15 protein-coding genes are annotated in these 20123 nt (G+C 62.3%); 5 read left to right on the top strand and 10 right to left on the bottom strand.

The window, feature by feature from the left end; translation table 11 throughout:
• Positions 1-137: 137 nt before the first annotated feature.
• On the bottom strand, positions 138-1580 hold the full coding sequence (locus HX805_RS30860) for a mechanosensitive ion channel domain-containing protein (RefSeq protein ID WP_063028913.1): 1443 nt from the start codon (positions 1578-1580) through the stop codon (positions 138-140).
• A gap of 63 nt (positions 1581-1643) precedes the next feature.
• On the bottom strand, positions 1644-2510 hold the full coding sequence (locus HX805_RS30855; protein WP_177081998.1) for a pirin family protein: 867 nt from the start codon (positions 2508-2510) through the stop codon (positions 1644-1646).
• 186 nt (positions 2511-2696) lie between these two features.
• Between HX805_RS30855 and HX805_RS30850 the strand changes: the two genes are divergently transcribed.
• Both HX805_RS30850 and HX805_RS30845 read left to right on the top strand, forming a co-directional pair.
• Positions 2697-3803, top strand: a complete 1107-nt coding sequence (locus HX805_RS30850; RefSeq protein WP_003210248.1) for an efflux RND transporter periplasmic adaptor subunit — start codon at positions 2697-2699, stop codon at positions 3801-3803.
• A 2-nt stretch (positions 3804-3805) separates the two neighbouring features.
• Complete coding sequence (locus HX805_RS30845) at positions 3806-6877, top strand: efflux RND transporter permease subunit (RefSeq protein ID WP_177117602.1); 3072 nt, start codon at positions 3806-3808, stop codon at positions 6875-6877.
• 150 nt (positions 6878-7027) lie between these two features.
• Here the strand turns inward: HX805_RS30845 and HX805_RS30840 are convergent, their stop codons facing one another.
• From HX805_RS30840 to HX805_RS30830, 3 genes are all read right to left on the bottom strand, one after another.
• Positions 7028-8257, bottom strand: a complete 1230-nt coding sequence (locus HX805_RS30840; protein ID WP_003210251.1) for a M20/M25/M40 family metallo-hydrolase — start codon at positions 8255-8257, stop codon at positions 7028-7030.
• A gap of 68 nt (positions 8258-8325) precedes the next feature.
• Positions 8326-9384, bottom strand: a complete 1059-nt coding sequence (locus tag HX805_RS30835) for a diguanylate cyclase (protein ID WP_023658718.1) — start codon at positions 9382-9384, stop codon at positions 8326-8328.
• Between the two features lie 78 nt (positions 9385-9462).
• The gene (locus HX805_RS30830; RefSeq protein ID WP_003210255.1) at positions 9463-10098 is read right to left on the bottom strand and encodes a LysE family translocator; all 636 of its coding nucleotides are present in this window, start codon (positions 10096-10098) and stop codon (positions 9463-9465) included.
• 130 nt (positions 10099-10228) lie between these two features.
• Here HX805_RS30830 and HX805_RS30825 point away from each other — a divergent pair, with 130 nt between their 5' ends.
• The gene (locus tag HX805_RS30825) at positions 10229-11671 is read left to right on the top strand and encodes a PLP-dependent aminotransferase family protein (RefSeq protein WP_177081996.1); all 1443 of its coding nucleotides are present in this window, start codon (positions 10229-10231) and stop codon (positions 11669-11671) included.
• On the opposite strand, the gene HX805_RS30820 is transcribed toward HX805_RS30825, so the two are convergent.
• On the bottom strand, positions 11672-13138 hold the full coding sequence (locus HX805_RS30820) for a hypothetical protein (protein ID WP_177081995.1): 1467 nt from the start codon (positions 13136-13138) through the stop codon (positions 11672-11674). It abuts the gene before it with no gap.
• A 174-nt stretch (positions 13139-13312) separates the two neighbouring features.
• Here HX805_RS30820 and HX805_RS30815 point away from each other — a divergent pair, with 174 nt between their 5' ends.
• Positions 13313-13990 carry a sterol desaturase family protein gene (locus HX805_RS30815; protein ID WP_177081994.1) on the top strand — a complete coding sequence of 226 codons (678 nt, stop codon included), beginning with the start codon at positions 13313-13315 and terminating at the stop codon, positions 13988-13990.
• Complete coding sequence (locus HX805_RS30810; protein WP_087693371.1) at positions 13987-15084, top strand: SMP-30/gluconolactonase/LRE family protein; 1098 nt, start codon at positions 13987-13989, stop codon at positions 15082-15084. Before HX805_RS30815 ends, HX805_RS30810 begins: the two co-directional genes overlap by 4 nt.
• An 18-nt stretch (positions 15085-15102) precedes the next feature.
• Here HX805_RS30810 and HX805_RS30805 read toward each other — a convergent pair whose 3' ends face one another.
• The 4 genes from HX805_RS30805 to HX805_RS30790 all read right to left on the bottom strand — a co-directional run bounded on the left by HX805_RS30805 (position 15103) and on the right by HX805_RS30790 (position 20123).
• Positions 15103-15465: a hypothetical protein gene (locus HX805_RS30805; RefSeq protein WP_003210265.1), complete on the bottom strand. Its 363-nt coding sequence runs from the start codon at positions 15463-15465 to the stop codon at positions 15103-15105.
• A gap of 2 nt (positions 15466-15467) precedes the next feature.
• Complete coding sequence (locus HX805_RS30800; RefSeq protein WP_177081993.1) at positions 15468-16451, bottom strand: hypothetical protein; 984 nt, start codon at positions 16449-16451, stop codon at positions 15468-15470.
• A gap of 143 nt (positions 16452-16594) precedes the next feature.
• A complete protein-coding gene (locus HX805_RS30795; RefSeq protein WP_102606242.1) occupies positions 16595-17659 on the bottom strand; it encodes a lipocalin-like domain-containing protein in 1065 nt (354 codons plus the stop codon).
• Entirely contained in the window at positions 17649-20123 is a 2475-nt protein-coding gene (locus tag HX805_RS30790; protein ID WP_177117601.1) for an FtsX-like permease family protein, read from the bottom strand. The genes HX805_RS30795 and HX805_RS30790 overlap by 11 nt, the downstream gene beginning before the upstream one ends.

Below are 20123 nucleotides of genomic sequence, written 5' to 3'. Positions count from 1 at the left end.
GCGAGGCACCGAGTGGTGGGGCAAAGACCTTTTGGTTACTTTTGGCTGGGCCGGCATTCCGGGCGTTTGCCAAAAGTGACCCGCTGTAAGAGCGGAACCATAAGTGGCCGTTACCGCAGCAACGGATATGTACACCTTCAGGCCCGACTCCGCAGCCACTGCATAAACCCCTTCTTAACCGGCACCACAGGCGCCTCCTGCGTCAAACTCTGAGCCGCATGCAACCTGAAATCCAGCAGGCTTTTCATAGCCTCACTGATGTCATGCCGAGCATCCAGACAAGGCTTCAGATACTCCTTCTCAATCCGATACAACGTACAAAACGTCTTCGCCGAAAAGTCCGCAGGCACACCCTGCTCCGAAAGAATCCCGGCCTCACCAATCACCTCCCCAGGCCCCATCCGCCCCGCTTCAAACTTGTGCCCGGCCTTGGTCAACATCACCGAAATCACCCCGGACTCGATGATAAACAGGTGATCACTCACCTCCCCCGCCGGCAAAATCATCTCCCCGGCGCGAAAGGTCTGCAGCGTCATGTTCTGGCTGAATGTCTCCTTCTCCTCCTGCCTCAACGTCGAGAAAATCGACGAACTCTCCAACAACGCTCGAGCCCGGGAAACCGTCACCGGCGCATTACTCTCGGCAGCCGACAACAAGCTCACCCCCGCCGCCTGCAAATGCCGAAACGCCAAATCATAAAGCTGATTGCGCACCTCACGCTTAAGCGCCATGGCCGGCACAAACCCGCTGATCTCATACTCCACGCCACCACTGGCCGACGTCTTGAACGCCACGCTCGGCGCCGGCTTGGCCAACAACGGCCGACACCCCTGCATCGCCCGCTCCAGCGCATCCAGCACGGTTTGGGGCCGCGCATGGGGGCTGACCTGCAGGCTGACCGCCAAGCCAAACATATCTGCGGGACGTGAGAAGTTGATGATCTTGGCCTTGGCCGCCAACGAGTTGGGCACCACCGCCAGGCTGCCCTGGGAGGTTTGCAGTTGGGTGGCGCGCCAGTCGATGTCGATCACCCGGCCTTCGGTGCCGTCGATGGAGATCCAGTCATCCAGTTGGTAGGGTTTGGTGGTATTGAGCACGATGCCGGAAAACACGTCGCTCAAGGTGCTTTGCAACGCCAGGCCGACGATGATTGCCACCGCACCGGAAGTGGCCAGCACGCCCTTGACCGGCAGGTCGAGCACGTAGGCCATGGCGGCGATGATCGCGATCAGGAAGATCACCGCGCCCACCAGATCCTGCAACAGCCGCCCGGTGTGGCCGACCCGCTGCATCATCACCGCGCCGAGCAATACCGTGAGGGTGCGCGCCGCAAACAGCCACCAGCCGATCTGGAACGCCGTTGCCGCCAAATGCAGCGCCACGTTGTCGCCGAACGGCGCGACCTGCATCGGGTTCATGCCTTCGTTGAACAGCACGGCGCTGAACACCGCAAAGATCACCAGCCGCGCCGCCAGCTTCCAATTGGCGAAATCGGCAGAGATCAAACGCCATACGGCAATATCGATCAGCACCAGCGCCAAGGCACAGAACATCGGGTGATCGGAGATAAATGAGGGCATTCAGGCGACTCCAGGGCGAATGCCATGAAGATCGCATGAAATGCCTTTGGAGGGTATAGCGCCCTAGCGCTGCATCTGCCCGAATTGCCCGGACTGATAGTCGGCAAACGCCTGGTGGATTTCCTGCTCGGTGTTCATCACGAACGGGCCGTGGCCGACGATGGGTTCGTCGATTGGCTCGCCGCTGAGCAACAGCACCATGGCGTCGTCGCTGGACTCGAGGCGCAGTTGCGTGCCATCGCGCTCGAACAGTGCCAACTGCCCTTCCCGCGCCACTTCAGTGCTGTTGATCCGCACCGTGCCGCGCAACACCACTAGCGCGGTGTTGCGCCCGGCGTGCAGGTCCAGCGTCACAGAGCGGCCGGCTTTGAGGCGCATGTCCCACACGTCGATCGGTGTGAAGGTGCGAGCCGGGCCTTTGACCCCGTCGAACTCGCCCGCGATCAAGCGCAGGCTGCCGGCGTGGTCGGCCAGGGGCAGCGTCGGAATATCGCCATCGAGGATGGTCTGGTAACCGGCGTCGGTCATTTTGTCCCTGGCCGGCAGGTTGACCCACAACTGGACCATTTCCAGGGCCCCGCCGCTGCGGGCGAACGCCTCGGAGTGAAACTCCTCGTGAATGATGCCCCTGGCGGCTGTCATCCATTGCACATCGCCCGGGCCGATGGTGCCGCCGGCGCCGGTGGAATCGCGGTGCTCGACTTCGCCCTTGTAGACGATGGTCACGGTTTCAAAACCGCGATGGGGATGCTGGCCCACGCCGCGACGTTGCTCGGTCGGGGTGAATGCCGCAGGACCGGCGTGATCCAGCAACAGGAACGGGCTGATCTGCTTGCCCATGGTGTCGTAGGAAAACAGCGTGCGAACCGGAAAGCCGTCGCCGACCCAATGGCCGCGTGGGCTGGTGTAGATGCCGATGATCTTTTTCATATGTGTCTCCAGTAATGGATACACCTTAAATCCGATACCAATTCCGCGCTAGACGGCAAAACCGGCCCTGATCGTCCCACCAGTGGAACAAAGACTCGGGGCTGGATTATTTTATATTTCGACCATAATATGGCGACAAATATTACAAGCGTAATTTTTAGCTCACCCCGCCCCACGGAGCCCGACATGAACCCTCTCCCCCTGCGTCTTCTCACGCCTCTGGCCCTGCTGGCGGTACTCAGTGGCTGCAACAACAAGGCCGACCCCGTCGCCGAAGCGCCCCTGCCCCGCCCGGTGCTGGCCGCCAAGGTCGAAGCCGCCGGCAGCCAGCAAAGCGCCTACACCGGCGTAGTGGCCGCACGCACGGAAAGTGACCTGGGGTTCCGCGTCAGCGGCAAGGTGATCGAGCGCAAGGTTGATCCCGGCCAGCACGTCAACCGTGGCGACACTTTGCTGGTGCTGGATATCGGCGACTTCGAACTGGCCCTGCGTTCGGCAAAAAACCGCGTCAATGCGGCCCAGGCGCAACTGCGCCAACGCCGGGACGATGAATCCCGCTACCAGCGCCTGGCCAATACCGGCGCCGTGTCGCGGCAGATTTTCGACCAGTCCGCCACCAATCTGCGGGTGGCCGAAGCCGAACTGGCCTCCGCGCAATCCGACGCCAGCCAGATCGAAAACCGCCGCACCTACTCGGTGCTCAGGGCCGACAGCGACGGCATCATCACCGACGTACGGGTGGACCGCGGCCAAGTGGTCGCCGAGGGGCAAGTAGTGGCGCGCCTGGCCCACGACGGCGCCCGGGAAGCCATCGTCAACCTCCCGGAAAACCAGCGCGACCAGGCTTCGCAAAAAGCCCTGGCGTTCCCCTTCGGCGCCCCTGAGCAAGCAGTGACCGCCACGTTGCGCGAGCTGTCTGCCAGCGCCGACCCGACCACCCGCACCTACCGGGCCCGCTATGTCTTGCATGGCCCCGTCGACCGCTTCGCTCTCGGCTCGACCATCACCGTGCGCCTGCAAGGTAACGGCCAGGCGCAACAGACCCGCGTGCCCATCGGGGCGCTGCAGGATGCCGGCAAAGGCACCGGTGTGTGGGTGATTGGCGCCGATGACAAGGTCAGCTTCGCCCCGGTCAACGTCGCCAGCCTCGGCCAGGAGGACGCGTTGCTGGACAGTGGCGTGGACCCCGGCCAAGTAGTCGTCGCCCTCGGCGCGCACCTGCTGCACAGCGGTGACGCGGTACGCCTGTTGCCGGCCCAGGTATTGGCCCTCAACCGTCAGCAGGAACACTGATAATGCGCGGGATCAACCTCTCCGAACTGGCGGTCAAGCATCGCGCGGTCACGCTGTTCCTGATCATCGCGATCCTCGCCGCCGGGGTCTTTGCCTTTGGCAAACTGGGACGCGCCGAAGACCCTTCGTTCACCGTCAAGGTCATGACCATCACCGCCGCCTGGCCCGGCGCCACCGCGCAAGAGATGCAGGAGCAAGTGGCCGACCGCCTGGAAAAACGCCTGCAGGAGCTGGACTATTACGACCGTGTCGAAACCATCGCCCAACCGGGCTTCGTCTCGATGCGCATGACGTACCTGGAGTCCACCCGTCCCAGCGAGATCCAGGACCTGTTCTACCAGACCCGCAAAAAGCTCAGCGACGAAGCCGCGAAGTTGCCCAAGGGGGTGATCGGGCCGTTCTTCAAGGATGAATACTCCGACGTGTACTTTTCCCTGTACGCGCTGGAGGCCGAACACCTGCCCCACCGGCAACTGGTGCAAATGGCCGAGGACATGCGCCAGGGCCTGCTCAATCTGCCGGGAGTGAAGAAGGTCAATATCCTCGGCGAACAGGCGCAGCGGATCTTCGTCGAGTTTTCCTATGAGCGCCTGGCCACCTTGGGCATCAAGCCCGAGCAGATCTTCGCCGCCCTCGCCGCCCAGAATGCCGTGGCGCCTTCAGGCTTTGTCGAGACCGCCGGGGCACGCGCCTATATCCGCATCGACGGGGCCTTCGACAGCCTGGCGCTGATCGAAAACGTCCCGCTGGAAGCCAACGGCAAGCTGCTGCGCATCGCCGATGTGGCCACCGTCAGCCGGGGTTATGAAGACCCGCCCAGCTACCGTATCCGTCATCAGGGCGACCCCTCGCTGATGCTCGGGGTGATCATGGAGAAGCACTGGAACGGCCTGGAACTGGACAAGGCCCTCAAGGCCCAGGAAGCGAAAATCCAGGGCGACCTGCCGCTGGGGGTCAACTTCGCCAAGGTCTCCGACCAGGCGAAAAACATCAGCCTGGCGGTCAACGAGTTCATGCTGAAGTTCTTCGTCGCCCTCGCGGTGGTGATGGTCATCAGCCTGCTGGCCCTGGGGTTCCGCGTCGGGCTGGTGGTGGCCGCTGCGGTGCCGCTGACCTTGTCGATCGTGTTTGTGATCATGCTGATGACCGGCCGCGAATTCGACCGGGTGACCCTGGGCGCGTTGATCATTTCCCTGGGCCTGCTGGTGGACGACGCGATCATTGCGATCGAGATGATGGTGGTCAAACTCGAGGAAGGTTTTGACCGGATCCACGCGGCCACCTTCGCCTGGAGTTCCACCGCCGCGCCGATGCTCACGGGCACGCTGGTGACGATTATCGGCTTCCTGCCGGTGGGTTTTGCCCGCTCGGGGGCCGGTGAATATGCCGGGAATATTTTCTGGATCGTCGGTTTTGCGCTGATCGCCTCGTGGCTGGTGGCGGTGGTGTTCACCCCGTACCTGGGGGTCAAGCTGCTGCCGCACATCCAGCCGGTTGTCGGCGGCCACGATGCAATTTACGCCGGGCGCTATTACCAGAAACTGCGGCGCCTGGTGGACGCTTGCGTGCGCAGACGCTGGCTGGTCACCGGGCTGGTGGTGGCGGCCTTTGTGCTGTGTGGCCTGGGCATGGGCGTGGTGAAGAAGCAGTTCTTTCCCAACTCCGACCGTTCCGAGCTGATTCTGGAGGTGTACATGCCACCGGGCAGCGCCTTCAAAAGCACCGAGGCGGTAGCGGCGCAGGTGGAAAAGGCGTTGATGGAGGAGCCGCAAACCGTGATGGTCGACACCTATGTCGGCGGTGGTGCACCACGGTTTTTCCTGTCGCTGAACCCTGAGCTGCCAGATCCCGCCTTCGCCAAGTTGATCGTGCAGACCGCCGACGCCCATGCCCGGGACAGCCTGAAAAAACGCATGGCTGAACGCATCGCGGCCGGCGAATTTCCATCGGCGCGGGTGCGCGTCACCCAGTTGGTGTTCGGCCCGCCGGTGCCCTTCCCGGTGGTGTTTCGGGTGTCCGGCCCCGACCTGAATGTGCTGCGCAGCCTGTCTGAAGACGTGCGCCAAGTGGTCGCCGCCAACACACTCACGCGGGACAGCTTCCTCGACTGGGGCGAGCGCGCCAGCAGTTACCGCCTGGTACTCGACCAGGACCGCCTGCGCCTGCTGGGCTTTACCCCCGACGGGGTGAAATCCCAGCTCAACGCGTTGCTCAGCGGCAACCCGATTACCGAAGTGCGCGAAGGCAATCGCACCGTTTCAGTGGTTGCCCGCTCCCAGGGCAGCCAGCGCGAAGACCTCGGCAACCTGGACAATATGACCCTGACCAACAGTGCCGGTGTCTCGGTGCCATTGGCCCAGGTCGGGCATTTCCAGGCGGTGATGGAAGAACCGATCCTCAAGCGCCGCAACCGTGCGCTGACCGTGGAAGTGCGCGCCGACATCGTCGACGGCACCCAGCCGCCAGACGTGGAAATGGCGGTGTACAAGGACCTGCAACCCCTGATCGCCAAGCTGCCGGCCGGGTATCAGATCGTCATCGGCGGCCCGGTGGAGGAAAGCGCCAAGGCCAACGTGGCGCTGGCGGCACTGTTCCCGATCATGATTCTGCTGACGTTGACCGTGATCATGTTCCAGGTGCGTTCGTTCGGGGTGATGTTCATGGTGTTCGCCACCGCGCCGCTGGGGCTGATCGGAGCGGTGCCGACGTTGCTGCTGTTCAACCAGCCGTTCGGGTTCAACGCGATATTGGGGCTGATCGGGATTGGCGGGATCCTGATGCGCAATACGCTGATCTTTACCGACCAGATTCGGCAGAACCAGGACCAGGGCATGGTGATTCGCGAGGCGATCATCGAGGCCACGGTGCGCCGGGCACGCCCGGTGATCCTGACCGCGCTGGCGGCAGCGTTGGCGTTTATTCCGCTGACATTGTCGGTGTTCTGGTCGTCGCTGGCGTATGTGCTGATTGGCGGGGTGCTGGTGGGGACAGTGTTGACGTTGCTGTTCTTGCCGGCGCTGTGCAGTCTGGTGTTGGGGCGGGAGAAGACCCGGGAAGTGGTGACTGCAACCTGATCCAACTAGCACCACAAACCAATGTGGGAGCGGGCTTGCTCGCGAAAGCGGTGTACCAGATAAGCAGATGTCGACTGATAGACCGCATTCGCGAGCAAGCCCGCTCCCACACAAGCCCGCTCCCACATTTAGAGGTGTGGCGTTTTTAAGTCAGCGCTTGGAGAGCTCCATGATCATCCGGCTCAGCAGATAAATCCGCGGCGCCACGCTCTCCACCTCGGCATATTCCTCCGGCGTATGGATATTGCCCCCGACAATCCCGAACCCGTCCAGGGTCGGCGTACCCACGCCAGCCGACAAGCTCGCATCCGCCGCCCCGCCGCTGCCCTCAATGGTCAGCTTGCGCCCCAACTCGCCATAAATCCCCTGGGCAATCGCCACCAGCTTGTCCGACTCCGGCGTCTGCGGCATCGGCGGCAGGCCACGGTGCAAACTGGTGGTCACTTCAGTCTCGGGGATCAGCTTGTTGGCCGAGACCCGTGCCAGGTCTTTCTCGATCCGGTCAAACTCTTCCGGCAACGCCGCCCGTACATCCGCCTTGGCGGTGGCCTGGTCGGGGATCACGTTGACCCGGTCGCCGGAGTTGATCACGGTGAAGTTGATGGTGGTTTTCTTCTCGGCATCCCCCAGCTTGCCCAGTTGCAGAATCTGGTGCGCCGCTTCCATCGCCGCGTTGCGCCCCAATTCCGGGGCGACGCCGGCGTGGGCGGCCTTGCCCTTGACCTCGACCACGGCGGTGGCGCTGCCTTTGCGCCATACCACCAGGCCATCGGCCGGGCGACCCGGTTCCAGGTTGAGCGTCACGTCGTGGCCCTTGGCGGTGTTGCGGATCAGCTCGGACGCGCCGTCGGTGCCGGTTTCTTCGCTGGCGTCCAGCAGGAAAGTGATTTGTGCGTAGTCCTTGAAGCCCTGGTTTTTCAGGACCTTCAAGGCGTAGATGCCGGCGACGATGCCGCCCTTGTCATCCATTACGCCCGGGCCATAGGCGCGGCCGTCCTTGATGTGGAACGGCCGGGCAGCCGCCGAGCCTTCCTTGAACACCGTGTCCATGTGGGCCATCAGCAGGATCCTGGCCTTGCCGGTGCCCTTGAGGGTGGCGATGACATGGCTGTTATGAGCGGCGGCATCCGGCACCAGCTGGATGCTGAAACCCAGTTGCTTGAGCTCATCGACGGCGATGTCACGCACTTGGGTCAGGCCCGGCTCGTAGCCGGAGCCCGAATCGATATTCACCAGGCGCTCCAGCAGTTTCAAGGCGTCGGCCTTGTACTGCTCGGAATCGGCCTGGATCTGTTTGTGGGGTTCGGCGCTGAAGGCCGGCATGGCGAAAGACAGCGCCAGGGTGGCCGCCAGCAAGGTACGCGGGAAGTTGAAGAGCATGAACCGATCCTTGTTTTTGTTGGAAGGTAGCGCTCCACCCTACCTGACAAACACCGATTTGTTGATCCTCAGATCGACCTCAGCCAACTTCCCTGCACCGAACTGACCCGGTTGCGCCCGCTGCTCTTGGCCTCGTACAAGGCCTGGTCGGCATCGTTCAGCCAACTGGTGGCGTCGGCGTGTGCCGGCCGGTATGGCGCCAGGCCGATGCTCAGGCTGGCGCGCAAGGTCGGGTCCTGTGCGTAGGCCAGGGAGTTGAAGCGATCACGCAGGGCGTCCATCACCTCGGTGGCGCGGTTCAGGGGCATGTCCGGCAGGATCACGCAGAATTCGTCGCCACCGTAGCGCCCGGCCAGGTCAGTGGCCCGCAGGTTCTGGCGCAGCACTTTGCTCAATTGACGCAGCACGATATCGCCGGTGACATGGCCGTAGGTGTCGTTGATGGTCTTGAAGTGGTCGATGTCGATCAGCGCGATGGCGGCGCCCTGCTGGTCGCGGCGGCAGCGCTGGAACTCGATTTCCAGGTGGTCTTTCCAGGCGCCGTGGTTGAGCAGGCCCGACAGGCTGTCGGTGCGGCTCAGGGCCAGCAACTCGCGCTTGTGCCGGGCCAGGGTGATCGCTTGCCGGTAACAGATCCAGCCCAGCGCCAGGGGATACAGCATCAGGATCGGCAGGCAGGCGTAGAGCTGCACTTCACTGGTGAGGGCGGTCACCGCCGGAGTGAACACCAGCATCGAGGCGCCGATGCCCAGCGCCTGGGCCACCCAACCGGCGAGCATGAAGCGCGGGCCGCCGATGGCGACGTTGTTCATGGTCATCATCGACAAGGTGGTCACGCTGGGCAGCGGGTTGAACTGCATGGCGCCAACCCAGAACCCGCCGCAAAACGAGTCGAACAGCAGGTTGCGGTGTTCCGAGCGCAGGGAGTTTTTCGAGTGCCGCGACCATTGGTAGGCCACATGCGGCCAGATGAAGGCATTGGCGATCATCACTCCCCAGACCCAAGCGGATTTATCCAGCGGGTAGATGGCGGCGGCCACACAGACAAACCCGAGGGTCAACCCCAGGGTGCGCGACTTGTACAAGCGTGAAGCGAGCGAAAGTCCGTTTCCTCCTGCGGCTGGCATGTCTGGCTTGATCCTGGATGAATGCCCGAAGTCTATCAGGGCACCGGCAGATCGCCACTACCGCTCATAAGCTGGCCTTCAGCTGGAAAAGCCCCTGGCCAGCATCAGCGCCACCCCCAGCAGCAACACCGCCGTGGCCCGTTGCAGCAACACCCGGCGCTTGGGGTTTTCCAGCACGTGCTTGATGCGCTGGCCGAAGTAGCAATACAGGCAGCCGCTGGCAAATTGCAGCAGCAGGAAGGTCAGGCCGAGGATCGCGATGTCGGCGGCGGCACTGCCCTGGCCGATGGCGGCGAACTGCGGGAATACCGCGCTGAACAGAATGATCGCCTTGGGATTCGACAACCCGGTCAGCAGACCTTTTCCGAACAGGCTGCGGGCATTTTCCGGGGTTGCATCGTTGGTCTTGATGGTCACTCCGCTGCTGGTCCATTGCTTGTAGGCCAGGTAAAGGATGTAGGCCACGCCTACCACCTGGATGATCCGGGTGATCAGCGGGTAATCCTTGATCAGCTCGGAAAAACCCACGGCAAAGATCAGGATCGACACCAGGTAGGAAACACTCGCCCCGAACTGCGCCGGCAGGGAGCGGCGCAGGCCGTCCTTCAGGCCGAGGCTGAGCAACAACAAGGTCATGGGCCCGGGGCTGAAGGCCAGGGTGGTGCACAGCAGCAGGAAATACAAAAACGAAGACAGCGTCAGCGCGGTGGCCATGGCGTGGAATTTCACAGCAGGAAAGAGGGCTTGCAGTCTAGGGCGCACGTGCCGCCACAGGCAGGTAAACTCTACGGATATACGCGCAGACTTTACCGGTGAAGTTGGCGGCAAACTTAAGGACAGTGTGATGCCCATTCCTGCGATTCACTTTCATGACCGAGCACCGAAGGTGCAGCAGATCGTCGATGCCCTGGCCCATGCGATCGAGCAAGGCGAATTGGCCGCTGGCAGCAAACTGCCTTCGGTTCGTGAGTTGGGAGCCTTGCTGGGCGTCGGAAAATTCACCATGAATGAAGCGCTGGATCGCCTGCGCGGGCGTCACCTCCTGACCTCCAGCCAGGGCCGCGGGCACTTTGTCGCCAGCAGCCTGGCACAGCCGTCGTCCAGCACCTGGGTCGACTTGCTGCCCCAGGACTTGCTCAGCGTACTGCGCCGCCCCCTGGCCATGGCCCAGGGCGACCTGCGCCCCGGCGGCGGCCATCTGCCGGAAGACTGGCTGGATTCCGAAGCCCTGCGCCAGGCCATGCGCAGCGCAGTCCGCGCCCCTACCCTGCGCATCGCCGGGCTGGGCACCCCGGCGGGCCTGCTGCCGTTGCGCCAGGCGCTGCAACAGAAACTGCACGGTGAAGGGTTGTCGGTGCCGGTGGAACAAATCATCACCACGCCCAACACGGTGCAAGGCCTGGACATGCTCATGCGCCTGCTGGCGCGGCCCGGGGACACGGTGCTGCTGGATGCACCGTGTTATTTCAACTTCCACGCGAACCTGGCGTTGCATGGGGTCAAGGTGGTGACGATCGCCCGGCGGCCTGACGGGTTTGATTTTGTCGCGTTGGAGCAGTTGTTGGCGCAGCATCGTCCCAGCCTGTACCTGACCACCAGCGTGTTGCATAACCCCACCGGGCATTCATTCAGTCCGAGCCAGGCATTTCGGTTGTTGCAACTGGCCCGGGAGTATCGCTGCCATATCGTTGAGGATGATCTTTACGGGGATTTGCACCCTAACCCGCCGCCGCGCCTGGCGACTTTGGCGGGATTGGAGCAGGTGACGTACCTGTCGGGGTTTTCGAAGGTGCTGACGGCGAATGCACGGGTCAGTTATGTGGTGGCGGCGCCGCAATTGGCGGCGAATCTGACCAATATGAAGTTGATGAGCGGCGGCATAACGTCCGAGCTGTTCGAACAGATTGTGTATCGGCTGCTGAGTGAGGGTGGGTATGCCCGGCATCGCAAGCGCATGGTTCAGCGGCTGCTGGAGGCCGGTGGGCGGGTTGAGCAGTGGCTGCGGCGTTGTGGGTGTGAATTGCCGATGGGGTTTGAGGGGGGGATGTTTATCTGGGCGCGGTTGCCGGCGGGGGTAAATGGTGAGCGGCTGGCTGAAGCCGGGTTGAAACGCGGGATGGTGTTGGCGCCGGGGGCGTTGTTCGGGTATGAGCCGGGGTTGCGGGATTTCATGCGGTTTAATGTGGCGCATTGCGACGAAGGGCGGGTTCAGGCGCAGTTTGAAGGGTTGCTGGGGGCGCCAACCCGAAGAGTTGGCGCCGGGGTTACGGATCAAGCGGAGGGTTGATCACCGTTCACTGGAGATCACGCGCTGGCTGCAGATATGAGCCATGCTCACCGGGGTAGCGTCGCCACCCACGCCGACATCCGGGTACTCCTCGATGCGCAGGCGCCAGACGGCGAAGTTGTAGTTGGTCTCCCAGGTATTTTTGTAACCCGAGTCGTAGGACACATACCTGACAGTCGCCTCACCCGCGCAGTTGCCCAGGTTGACCGTACCGGATGCCGCGCCCGACACGCCGGTTACCGAACCGTAGTAAGGGATGTACACCGGCAGGTAGGTATTACGGTTGACGTGCTTGTCGAGTTGCAGATACGGCGTCAGTCCCTGCAGGCGTTTACCGGTGCTGTCGGCCCAGGTCACGGCCCAGCTCAAGTCACGTGCCGCCTGGGTGGTCATGAACGGGTCGTAGTCATTGGCCGAAGCCGGGATCCGCACCACGTTGTCACCTTGCACACTGTGGCTCAACACCTCGGGTGTGGAGCCCAGCGACAGCTTGTAGCGCGCCGTAGCCTTCCAGGTTGCGGCCGGGTTAGGCCGCACCCGTACGTTCACCACGCCATTAACCGATGGCGTTGGCCAGGTGATTTTCGCCTTGGGGCTGATCGGGATCCATTTGACGCCGTCAAAATACTCGGAAATCCACTGGCCCCGATCGCTCTCGTTCACACCGTCGAAATAGGCACTGACCTTCTGCCCGCGCAGGGCCTTGAAGGAGAAGTAGTCTTCATCGGTCGCCGTGTCGGAGTTACCCGTGACGTAGTTCAGGGTATCCGGCAGTTGATAAGCCGTTTCGAAACTGTCGTTAGGCTCGAAATCGTCAATCGTCATGTTGATATCCACGCCGAAACTGAACGGCGAACCGTCAGCCGAATTGGCATGCATGAACCAGTAGTAGTCGCCAGGTGACAGTACGCCAGCCAACACCTCGTTGGCATTGCCCGGGTTATCCGACGTGCCGAGAGAAGTGATGTTGTTCTGGCCGTCGTCCTGGAACAGGGTCAGGGACATGTTGGTGGCAGCACTCTGCCCTACCAGCATCACTGTCGCCCGTGCCTTTTGGGGCACGTTGAAGTGGTAGCAGACGTCGTTGCCGGTTTGCACACCGTCCAGGTTATACATCTGGTTGATACCGAGGGTCTGGCACAGCGGCGTGAACGCCTGGGCCGCCACGGCCTGGGCATCCACCTTGGCGCTATCTGCCTGTACAGGTTCGGCGACCACAACCCCGCTCAAGGCCTTGGCAGCCTGCACCGGCTTTTTCAGCTGCTGCGAGGTTTTGATTTTGTCCAGGAAGGCAGCCGACGCCTTCTGCGCCGTGACGTTGCCGCCACTCTTGAGGGCTTGTTGCACGGCTTGCTGCAACGGTTGCGGCATCAAGTGTGCAGGAGATTGTTCGGCCAGGGCGCAGGCCGAAACGAAGCAGGACGCCGCGATGGCGGCTCCGAGCATGAACGCTTTTTTCGATTTCATTTTTTATCCATCCATAGTTAAAAAATTGAAGCTCAGGTGATCGGCGACATCCGGTCACCTGGGATGGAATGTAGGACATAACTGTATGCATGTACAGTATTTTTATGGCGGCAGGATAGATGCGCCAATCCCGACTACGCTCATCCCCAACAAAAACGACACCGAGCGCTCCCAATGACTCACCCCACCGAGGCTTTCCGCTCCACCTACCGCGCCAGCATCCACCCCTCCTACAACCCGTGGCTCCACGCTGGTTTCGTTTTCGGCTACGGCCTGCTCTGCATCAGCCTGTTCTGGTCCACCACCCGGCAAATCCAGCTATTGGAATGGCTGGCCATCCCCCTCACCCTGATTTTCTTCAACCTGTGTATCTATCTCGTCCACCGTCACTTGGGCCATCACAAACACACCTTCGCCCGCCTGTTCTACGCCCGCCACACCGGCGACCACCACAGCTTCTTCACCCCCGCCCACATGACCTACGACAGCCCGCGAGACTGGCGCGTCATCCTGTTCCCCGCCTGGCTCATCCTGTTCCACAGCCTGGCCGTGACCCTCCCCGCCTGGTGGCTGCTCAAACACCTCAACCCCAACGTCGCTGGCCTGTTCGCCGGCTGCATGATCCTCGGCTACCTGCTCTACGAGTTTTTCCACGCCTGCGAACACCTGCCCCCCGACCACCCCGTGGCCCGCCTGCCGTGGATCCGCCAGATGCACCACCTGCACGCCCTGCATCACCGGCGCGAACTGATGCAGGGACGCAATTTCAACATCGTCCTGCCGCTGATGGACTATCTGTTCGGCACCCTGCATTGGGAACCGCCCACCACTGATCACCAGGAATCGTCATGAGTACCCGTCCAAGCAACGTTGGTCGTCTGGTCCTGCTGATCCTGACCGCCATCGTCGCCTTCCTGCTGCTGATGCCCACCAAAGTGCAACCGGTCAACTGGTCGCCGCCCAAGGCGCCATCCCTGAAGGACGGGCCCTACGCCGAAAACCAGCGCCTCAAGGACGTGAAAAGAACCGGCGCCCAGGACATCGCCGGGCCCGAAGCCTTGTTGCTGGATGGCAAAGGGTTCCTCATCACCGGCCTGCATGACGGGCGCATCATCCGCACGGCCCCCGAAAGCCACGTTCTCGAAGAGCTGACCAACACCCAGGGTCGCCCCCTGGGCCTGGCCCTGCATCCGGACGGGCGGTTGATCATTGCCGATGGGATCAAGGGCCTGCTCGCCCTCGACACCCAGCACAATCTCACCACCCTGGCCACCAGCGCCGCCGGCCTGCCGTTTGGCTTTGTCGATGACATCACCGTCGACGCCGCCGGGCGTTATGCGTACTTCAGCGATGCATCAAGCCGATGGGGTTATGGGGAAGACGGCGAGGCGGTGATCGAGCACGGCGGTGACGGCCGTTTGCTACGGTATGACTTCAGCACCGGCCACACCGAGGTATTGCTGGACCAGTTGCAATTCGCCAATGGCGTGGCCCTGGGGCCGAACGAAGACTATGTGCTGGTCAACGAAACCGGCGCCTATCGCATCAGCCGCTACTGGCTCAAGGGCGACAAGGCCGGCGTCCACGACCTGTTTATCGACAACCTGCCGGGCCTGCCGGACAACCTCAGCTTCAACGGCAAGGACCGGTTCTGGGTTGCCTTGTATTCACCGCGCAACCCGCTGCTCGACGGTTTTGCCGGCTACCCGCTGATGCGCAAGATCATGGTACGGGCACTGATGGTGGTGCCCAAGCCCATCGAGCGTAAGGCCTTTGTGCTCGGGCTGGACGTGAACGGCAAGGTCATCGCAAACCTGCAGGATGGCAGCAGCGGTAACTACTCGCCCGTCACCACGGCACGTGAGTACGGTGACTGGTTGTATCTGGGTTCGCTTAAAAACACCGGTATGGCGCGCTTGCCACTCAAGGTGGCGTTGGCGCAATAACGAAAAAAAGCCCCTCGGCTATGGCTTGGACCAGACCTCCCAAATGATTGCCAGGACCATCAAAACCATTCCGCCGTAATAGGGCCATACTGCCCATCGCTTCAGGGCCACGGGGACGGACGTCAACTCTGCCTCAGTTACCTCGCCCTTTTTCAAATGGCGTTTTGGCATGGACAGCAGCTCGACGATCACAACCATTCGCATGGTTTTGTCGATCGGCAGATTCCTGCGCCAAAAACGCTTGGTGCGTTGAACGGCCTCGTTTTCGGTGAAATAGCTTTCCAACTCATCGAGTTTTCTGTACGCGACGAAGAGCAACAGTCCCAAGTTGATAAGCATCCATAAAAGCAACGTAACAGTGAAAAAATCATAATAAGACATGATCAAGCCCCATCAGGCTGATACATCAGGTCACCCATCATTTCTCCACCCCATTCACCGGCACGCCCAAACGTACTCCCGGCGGCATAACCTCCGGCAGCACCGCCGATGATCCCGCAGACCAGCGCACCCTGCCCTTTCACCGCAACCCCCATGACTATCCCGCATAAACGTCTCCCGAGCGCAGCCCCCAGAGTCCCTCCAATAGCGGCTCCACCCACCCCGCCCACCAACTTCCCACCCTCCACATACTTCGCCCGCCTACACATCGCCTCCCGCCCCTCCATACATGCTTCCTTGATCTCCAACCCCGCCACACCCACATCCAACGCCAACCCCACATACGTCCCCTTGCCCAAAAACCTCGACGTCTCGGCAATGCTGCGAATCCGCTGCGTGTAGCCCACGATTTCACTCTTGTGCAGATAACTCTTGGTGGAAATACCCAGTACTTTTTTCAGTGACTTATTGGTTTTCAGGCTCGTGCCAAATCGCGCCGCACCTTGAAGTTGAGTATCCAAGCGCCGGAACAACATCTGCCGCTTCTGGATAAACGCTTTCTTATTCAAGGCTCCATCCTTGAGTTGTTGATGCAAACGCTCAATTTCTTCCAGAGTGCGCTGAACCTCGTCCAGGTGTCGCCCCCAGGCCGCCGTCGAACTGCCGACTCCCACCGAGCTATAAGCCAATAAACTCTGGAATAGATCATAGTTATTGATCACCGCCGCCCCAGCCGAGGCATCCAACTCCAGATTGCGCTGAATCTCCTGGGCATGGCGCATCAACCATGCATCATCAGTAGTGCAAGCCACAGCGTAGGCATCGGGAACGATCACCATCTGCCCCGGCGTCACCAGGCTTGCCTGACGCAAATGCAGGTTCAACGCGTCGAATTGATCGGAGAGTTGCCCACTGGCCCCGGTCAGTAACCGGGATTTCAAACTGAGGTAGTCCGTGGTGCGGTCATTGATGTATCCCAGCGCCATCACTTACATCCCTGATGTAATGGATATGGCGCAGGAATATAGGCAGGCGAACACGGCCCGGACACAAGGTTGGAACAGCTGAAATTACATTTGGGAAATCACCTACCTGGCAGGTAATCAAGGCCTACAAAAAATCGTCGGACTCAATACCCCGTCATCTCCAGATACCCCACCCCACCCTGAAATTTCACCGGCCCCTCCCAGTAAGGAATGCTCAGGTTCATCCAGGCCTTTGGGTTGACCGCTTCCGTGGTGATATCCAGATGTTTGCCCGGGATCTTCAATGACCACTGGGTGGGAATGCTGCGCCCATCAATGGCAGTCGTGCCCAGTGGCGTCAGTTGAATATCCTGGTTGTGCAGGGTCTGTGTGTGGCCCTCTTTGTCGATCCAGGTGCCGGTCAGGTAGGACGGTCCGTCTTTCTGCCGCACCCGAAACAGCATCAATTGCTCGCCACTGTCCAGGTGCAGGGAGAACCAGTCCCAGCCAGTCTGGCTGGCGGTCAGGGGCTGGCTGCTCCATTCGCGATCGAGCCAGGCGTTGCCGGTGACTTGGTAAGATTTTCCATCGATGGTCACGCGGCCATCTGCCTGGAAAAACGGCTGGCTGTAGTAGTACGACGCCTGGCCCTGGTCGGACTTGCGGCTGTAGCCGTTATCCCCCTGGAGCACCAGCGGGCGGCTGGAGGTCAGGTGCAGGTCGTAGTTGAAATGCTCGCCTGCAGCCTTGAGTTGCATGTCCGCCAGGGGGCTGGCTGCACCGGGGCGGGTGGCGAAATTCCAGTCATCGATCCAGGCATTGAACGGCACCGCCTGGGCCCCCGCCTGCCCCACGCCGCCGCGGGCGTAGCGTTCGCTGGCGTAATGGCGGGTGGCCGAGGTGACGGCGGCGTGGCCGAGCCAGATCGTCGAGTCGTGCCAGCCGGGTTGTGTCGGGCCGGCCTTGAGTGCGTTGCGAAACAGCGTCCATTGCACGCCGTAGGCATTGCCCTCGGCATCCTTGAGGTTGGCGGTGAGGTACCACCATTCGATGCGATAGCCGTCATGGGGGCCATGGTCCTGGGGAAAGCTGAAGACCTTGCCGGGCACCACCTGGGCAAAGTCCGCGGCCTGGCTGCCCAGTCCGGCGAAGCTTTCTTCAGGTGCAGGTGGTTTGTCGCAGGCGCCCAGCAGCAGGAACGTCGCCCATAGCAGGCACTTAATCTTCATTGGCAAAGGTCCTCAGCAAATCCGCCGGGCGACTGCGGTACAGCTGCCACAACGGCCAGGCCGAAGCCAGCAAGGTGGCCAGCATCGCCAGACCCAGCAGTTGCGCCAGTTGCCCCGGGAACACCTGCAACGGCAGGCGCCAGCCGAAGGCCTGGACGTTGATCACCACGTCCAGGCACCACGCCAGCAGCAAGCCCAGCGGCAACGCCAGCACCAGGGTCAGCACCGCCAGCAGCCAGGTCTGGCCGAGGTTGAGCAGCATCAATTGGCGTCGTGTCACGCCCAGCGCCCACAGCGGGGCCAACTGGCCGAGGCGGCTTTGGCTCTGGGTCAGCAGGCTGATAAACAACGCCACGCCGGCGACGCCCAGGGTCAGGCTGTTAAGGGCGGCGGTGGCGGCAAAAGTTCGTTCGAATACCTGGCTCGACCAGCCCTTGAGCTGCTGCTGATCGACGATGCGGCTGTCTTCGAGGGCAAACCGTTCCTGTACTGCACGCACCAGCGGCGGCACGTTGCCCGGCAAAACCCGCAGGTTGAAACGCGCCGGCGACAATCCCGGCCAGTGCTGCAACAGGTGCCGCGAATTCACCAGCAAGTGGCCCTTGGGGTTGCCGTAGTCGGCATAAATCCCCACGACCTTCGGCGACCATGGACCTTGGGGCGTGGGGATGCTGACCACATCGCCCAGCCGCACCTTGAGCCGGCGTGCCATTTGCTCACTGAGCATCAGGCTGTCGTCCTGCAACAACTGGCTCCATGGGTTCGCCGCCGCTTCCAGCAGCGGCCAATGCTGGCGATAAGTAGGGTCGTCGACCACGCCGAACAGGTCAGCCGGCCACCCCTGCAACTGCACCGCAACCTGCCAGGTCGGCAGCACTGTCTGCACCAGGGGCTGCTGTACCAGCCAGGTTTGCAGCGCCTCGGCCTGGGCCGGATTTTGCGGGTTGAGGTACAACTCGGCGGTCAGGCGTTGTTCCAGCCAGTTGTTAAAGGTCTGGCGAAAGCCCGAGGTCATCGAGCCCGCGCCGATATTGGCGGCCAACGCCAGCAGCAAGGCCATCAGCGCCAGGCTCAGGGCCGGCAACTGCTGGCGGCAATCGGCGAGAAACCATTGCCCCAGCACCGAACGGCTGCGCCCCAATACCGCCTTGAGCACACCATTGAGCACCACCGGCAAGCCCAGCGCAGCGCCCAGCAACAAGGCCGCCATCAAGACAAAACCACTGGCCAGGCTGTCGCCAAATACCAGTGCCAACAGCGCAACCAGTAAGGCCGAACCCGCCACCCAGCCCTGGCGTCGCAGCCAGCGCCCATGGGCCTGGTGCCAGGCCTGGGCATTGGCCAGCGCCAACAACGACAAACGCGCCGCCCGCCACAGGCTGCTGGCCCCGGCGAGCAACGCGCCGAGCAAACCCAGGCCCAGGCCACTGAGCCACCACAGCGGGCTGAGGCTCAGTTGGCCGGGCACCTCGGCGCCATACAGGCCGCGCAAGCTGGCGGCTACATCCGGCAGCAACAGGCTGGCAAGCAAGTACCCGCTGGCCACGCCCGCCAGGCCACCCAGCACGGCCAGGCCACCGAGTTCCACCGCCAGGCTGAGGATCAGCATCCGCGCACTGACCCCGCACGCCCGCAAGGTTCGCAGCAGGCCGCGCCGCTGCTCCAGCGCCAGGCCGATGGCGGCATGCACGATAAACAGGCCCACCACAAAGGACAGAAAGCCCAGCGCATCGAGGTTCAGATGGAAGCTTTCAGTGAGGCGCGCGAGGTTGTTTTCCTCGGCCTGCTTGAGCTGCAGTTGCGCGCCCAGTTCCGGCGGCAGGGCGGGATGCGCGGCGGCAAAGGCCTTGTCCAGCAGCAACCGCGACAGGCGTTGGGGCATGTCCAGCAACGGTTGGGCGAAGCCGATATCGGTCAGTAATACGCCGGGGGCCATGTCCGCTTGAACATGCAGCGGCGGCAGCGCCAGCCCGGCAGCTGTCAGCGGCTGGTCGCCCTCTTTCAGGCCCAGAGACTGCAAGGTCTGCGGCGCGATCCAGGTGCGTCCCGGCGGGTTGAAGAACGCGACCATCTGCGCCCGGTCCAGGGTCTGCCCGGCCAGCGCGCCACCGCCGGGCAACGACACCGGGTCGATGCCCATCACTTGCAGGCGCTGGTCTTCATGGCCCTTGAGCTGCACGCGGCCCTGCACCACCGGCGACACCGGCCACCCGGCGCGGCGCAGGTCGGCAAACAGCGCCTGGGGGAAGCTGGCACCGTCCGGCGCACTGAGGCTGGCCTGGGGTTCGCCGCCGATCAGCTGGCTGGCCCGCGCGTAGCTGTCCCGCGCCTGGCTGTTGAGGGCTTGCACGCCGGTCAACAGCGCGGTGGCCAGCCACAGGCCAGTGAGCACACTGAAGAATTGCACAGGGTGGCGACGCCAATGGCTGAGCAGCGCGCGCAGTGTCCAGTGGAAGACGCGCAT

The organism is Pseudomonas sp. G5001 (genome assembly GCF_013385475.1).
Lineage (GTDB): Bacteria > Pseudomonadota > Gammaproteobacteria > Pseudomonadales > Pseudomonadaceae > Aquipseudomonas.
The sequence above is the reverse complement of the archived record's forward strand: the minus strand, read 5'-3'. Positions and strand labels throughout refer to the sequence as shown.

Coding starts and splice junctions, on each gene's coding strand:
- HX805_RS30860 (WP_063028913.1), bottom strand. CDS start 1,580: ATGCCCTCATTTATCTCCGATCACCCGATGTTCTGTGCCTTGGCGCTG.
- HX805_RS30855 (WP_177081998.1), bottom strand. CDS start 2,510: ATGAAAAAGATCATCGGCATCTACACCAGCCCACGCGGCCATTGGGTC.
- HX805_RS30850 (WP_003210248.1), top strand. CDS start 2,697: ATGAACCCTCTCCCCCTGCGTCTTCTCACGCCTCTGGCCCTGCTGGCG.
- HX805_RS30845 (WP_177117602.1), top strand. CDS start 3,806: ATGCGCGGGATCAACCTCTCCGAACTGGCGGTCAAGCATCGCGCGGTC.
- HX805_RS30840 (WP_003210251.1), bottom strand. CDS start 8,257: ATGCTCTTCAACTTCCCGCGTACCTTGCTGGCGGCCACCCTGGCGCTG.
- HX805_RS30835 (WP_023658718.1), bottom strand. CDS start 9,384: ATGCCAGCCGCAGGAGGAAACGGACTTTCGCTCGCTTCACGCTTGTAC.
- HX805_RS30830 (WP_003210255.1), bottom strand. CDS start 10,098: ATGGCCACCGCGCTGACGCTGTCTTCGTTTTTGTATTTCCTGCTGCTG.
- HX805_RS30825 (WP_177081996.1), top strand. CDS start 10,229: ATGCCCATTCCTGCGATTCACTTTCATGACCGAGCACCGAAGGTGCAG.
- HX805_RS30820 (WP_177081995.1), bottom strand. CDS start 13,138: ATGAAATCGAAAAAAGCGTTCATGCTCGGAGCCGCCATCGCGGCGTCC.
- HX805_RS30815 (WP_177081994.1), top strand. CDS start 13,313: ATGACTCACCCCACCGAGGCTTTCCGCTCCACCTACCGCGCCAGCATC.
- HX805_RS30810 (WP_087693371.1), top strand. CDS start 13,987: ATGAGTACCCGTCCAAGCAACGTTGGTCGTCTGGTCCTGCTGATCCTG.
- HX805_RS30805 (WP_003210265.1), bottom strand. CDS start 15,465: ATGTCTTATTATGATTTTTTCACTGTTACGTTGCTTTTATGGATGCTT.
- HX805_RS30800 (WP_177081993.1), bottom strand. CDS start 16,451: ATGGCGCTGGGATACATCAATGACCGCACCACGGACTACCTCAGTTTG.
- HX805_RS30795 (WP_102606242.1), bottom strand. CDS start 17,659: ATGAAGATTAAGTGCCTGCTATGGGCGACGTTCCTGCTGCTGGGCGCC.
- HX805_RS30790 (WP_177117601.1), bottom strand. CDS start 20,123: ATGCGCGTCTTCCACTGGACACTGCGCGCGCTGCTCAGCCATTGGCGT.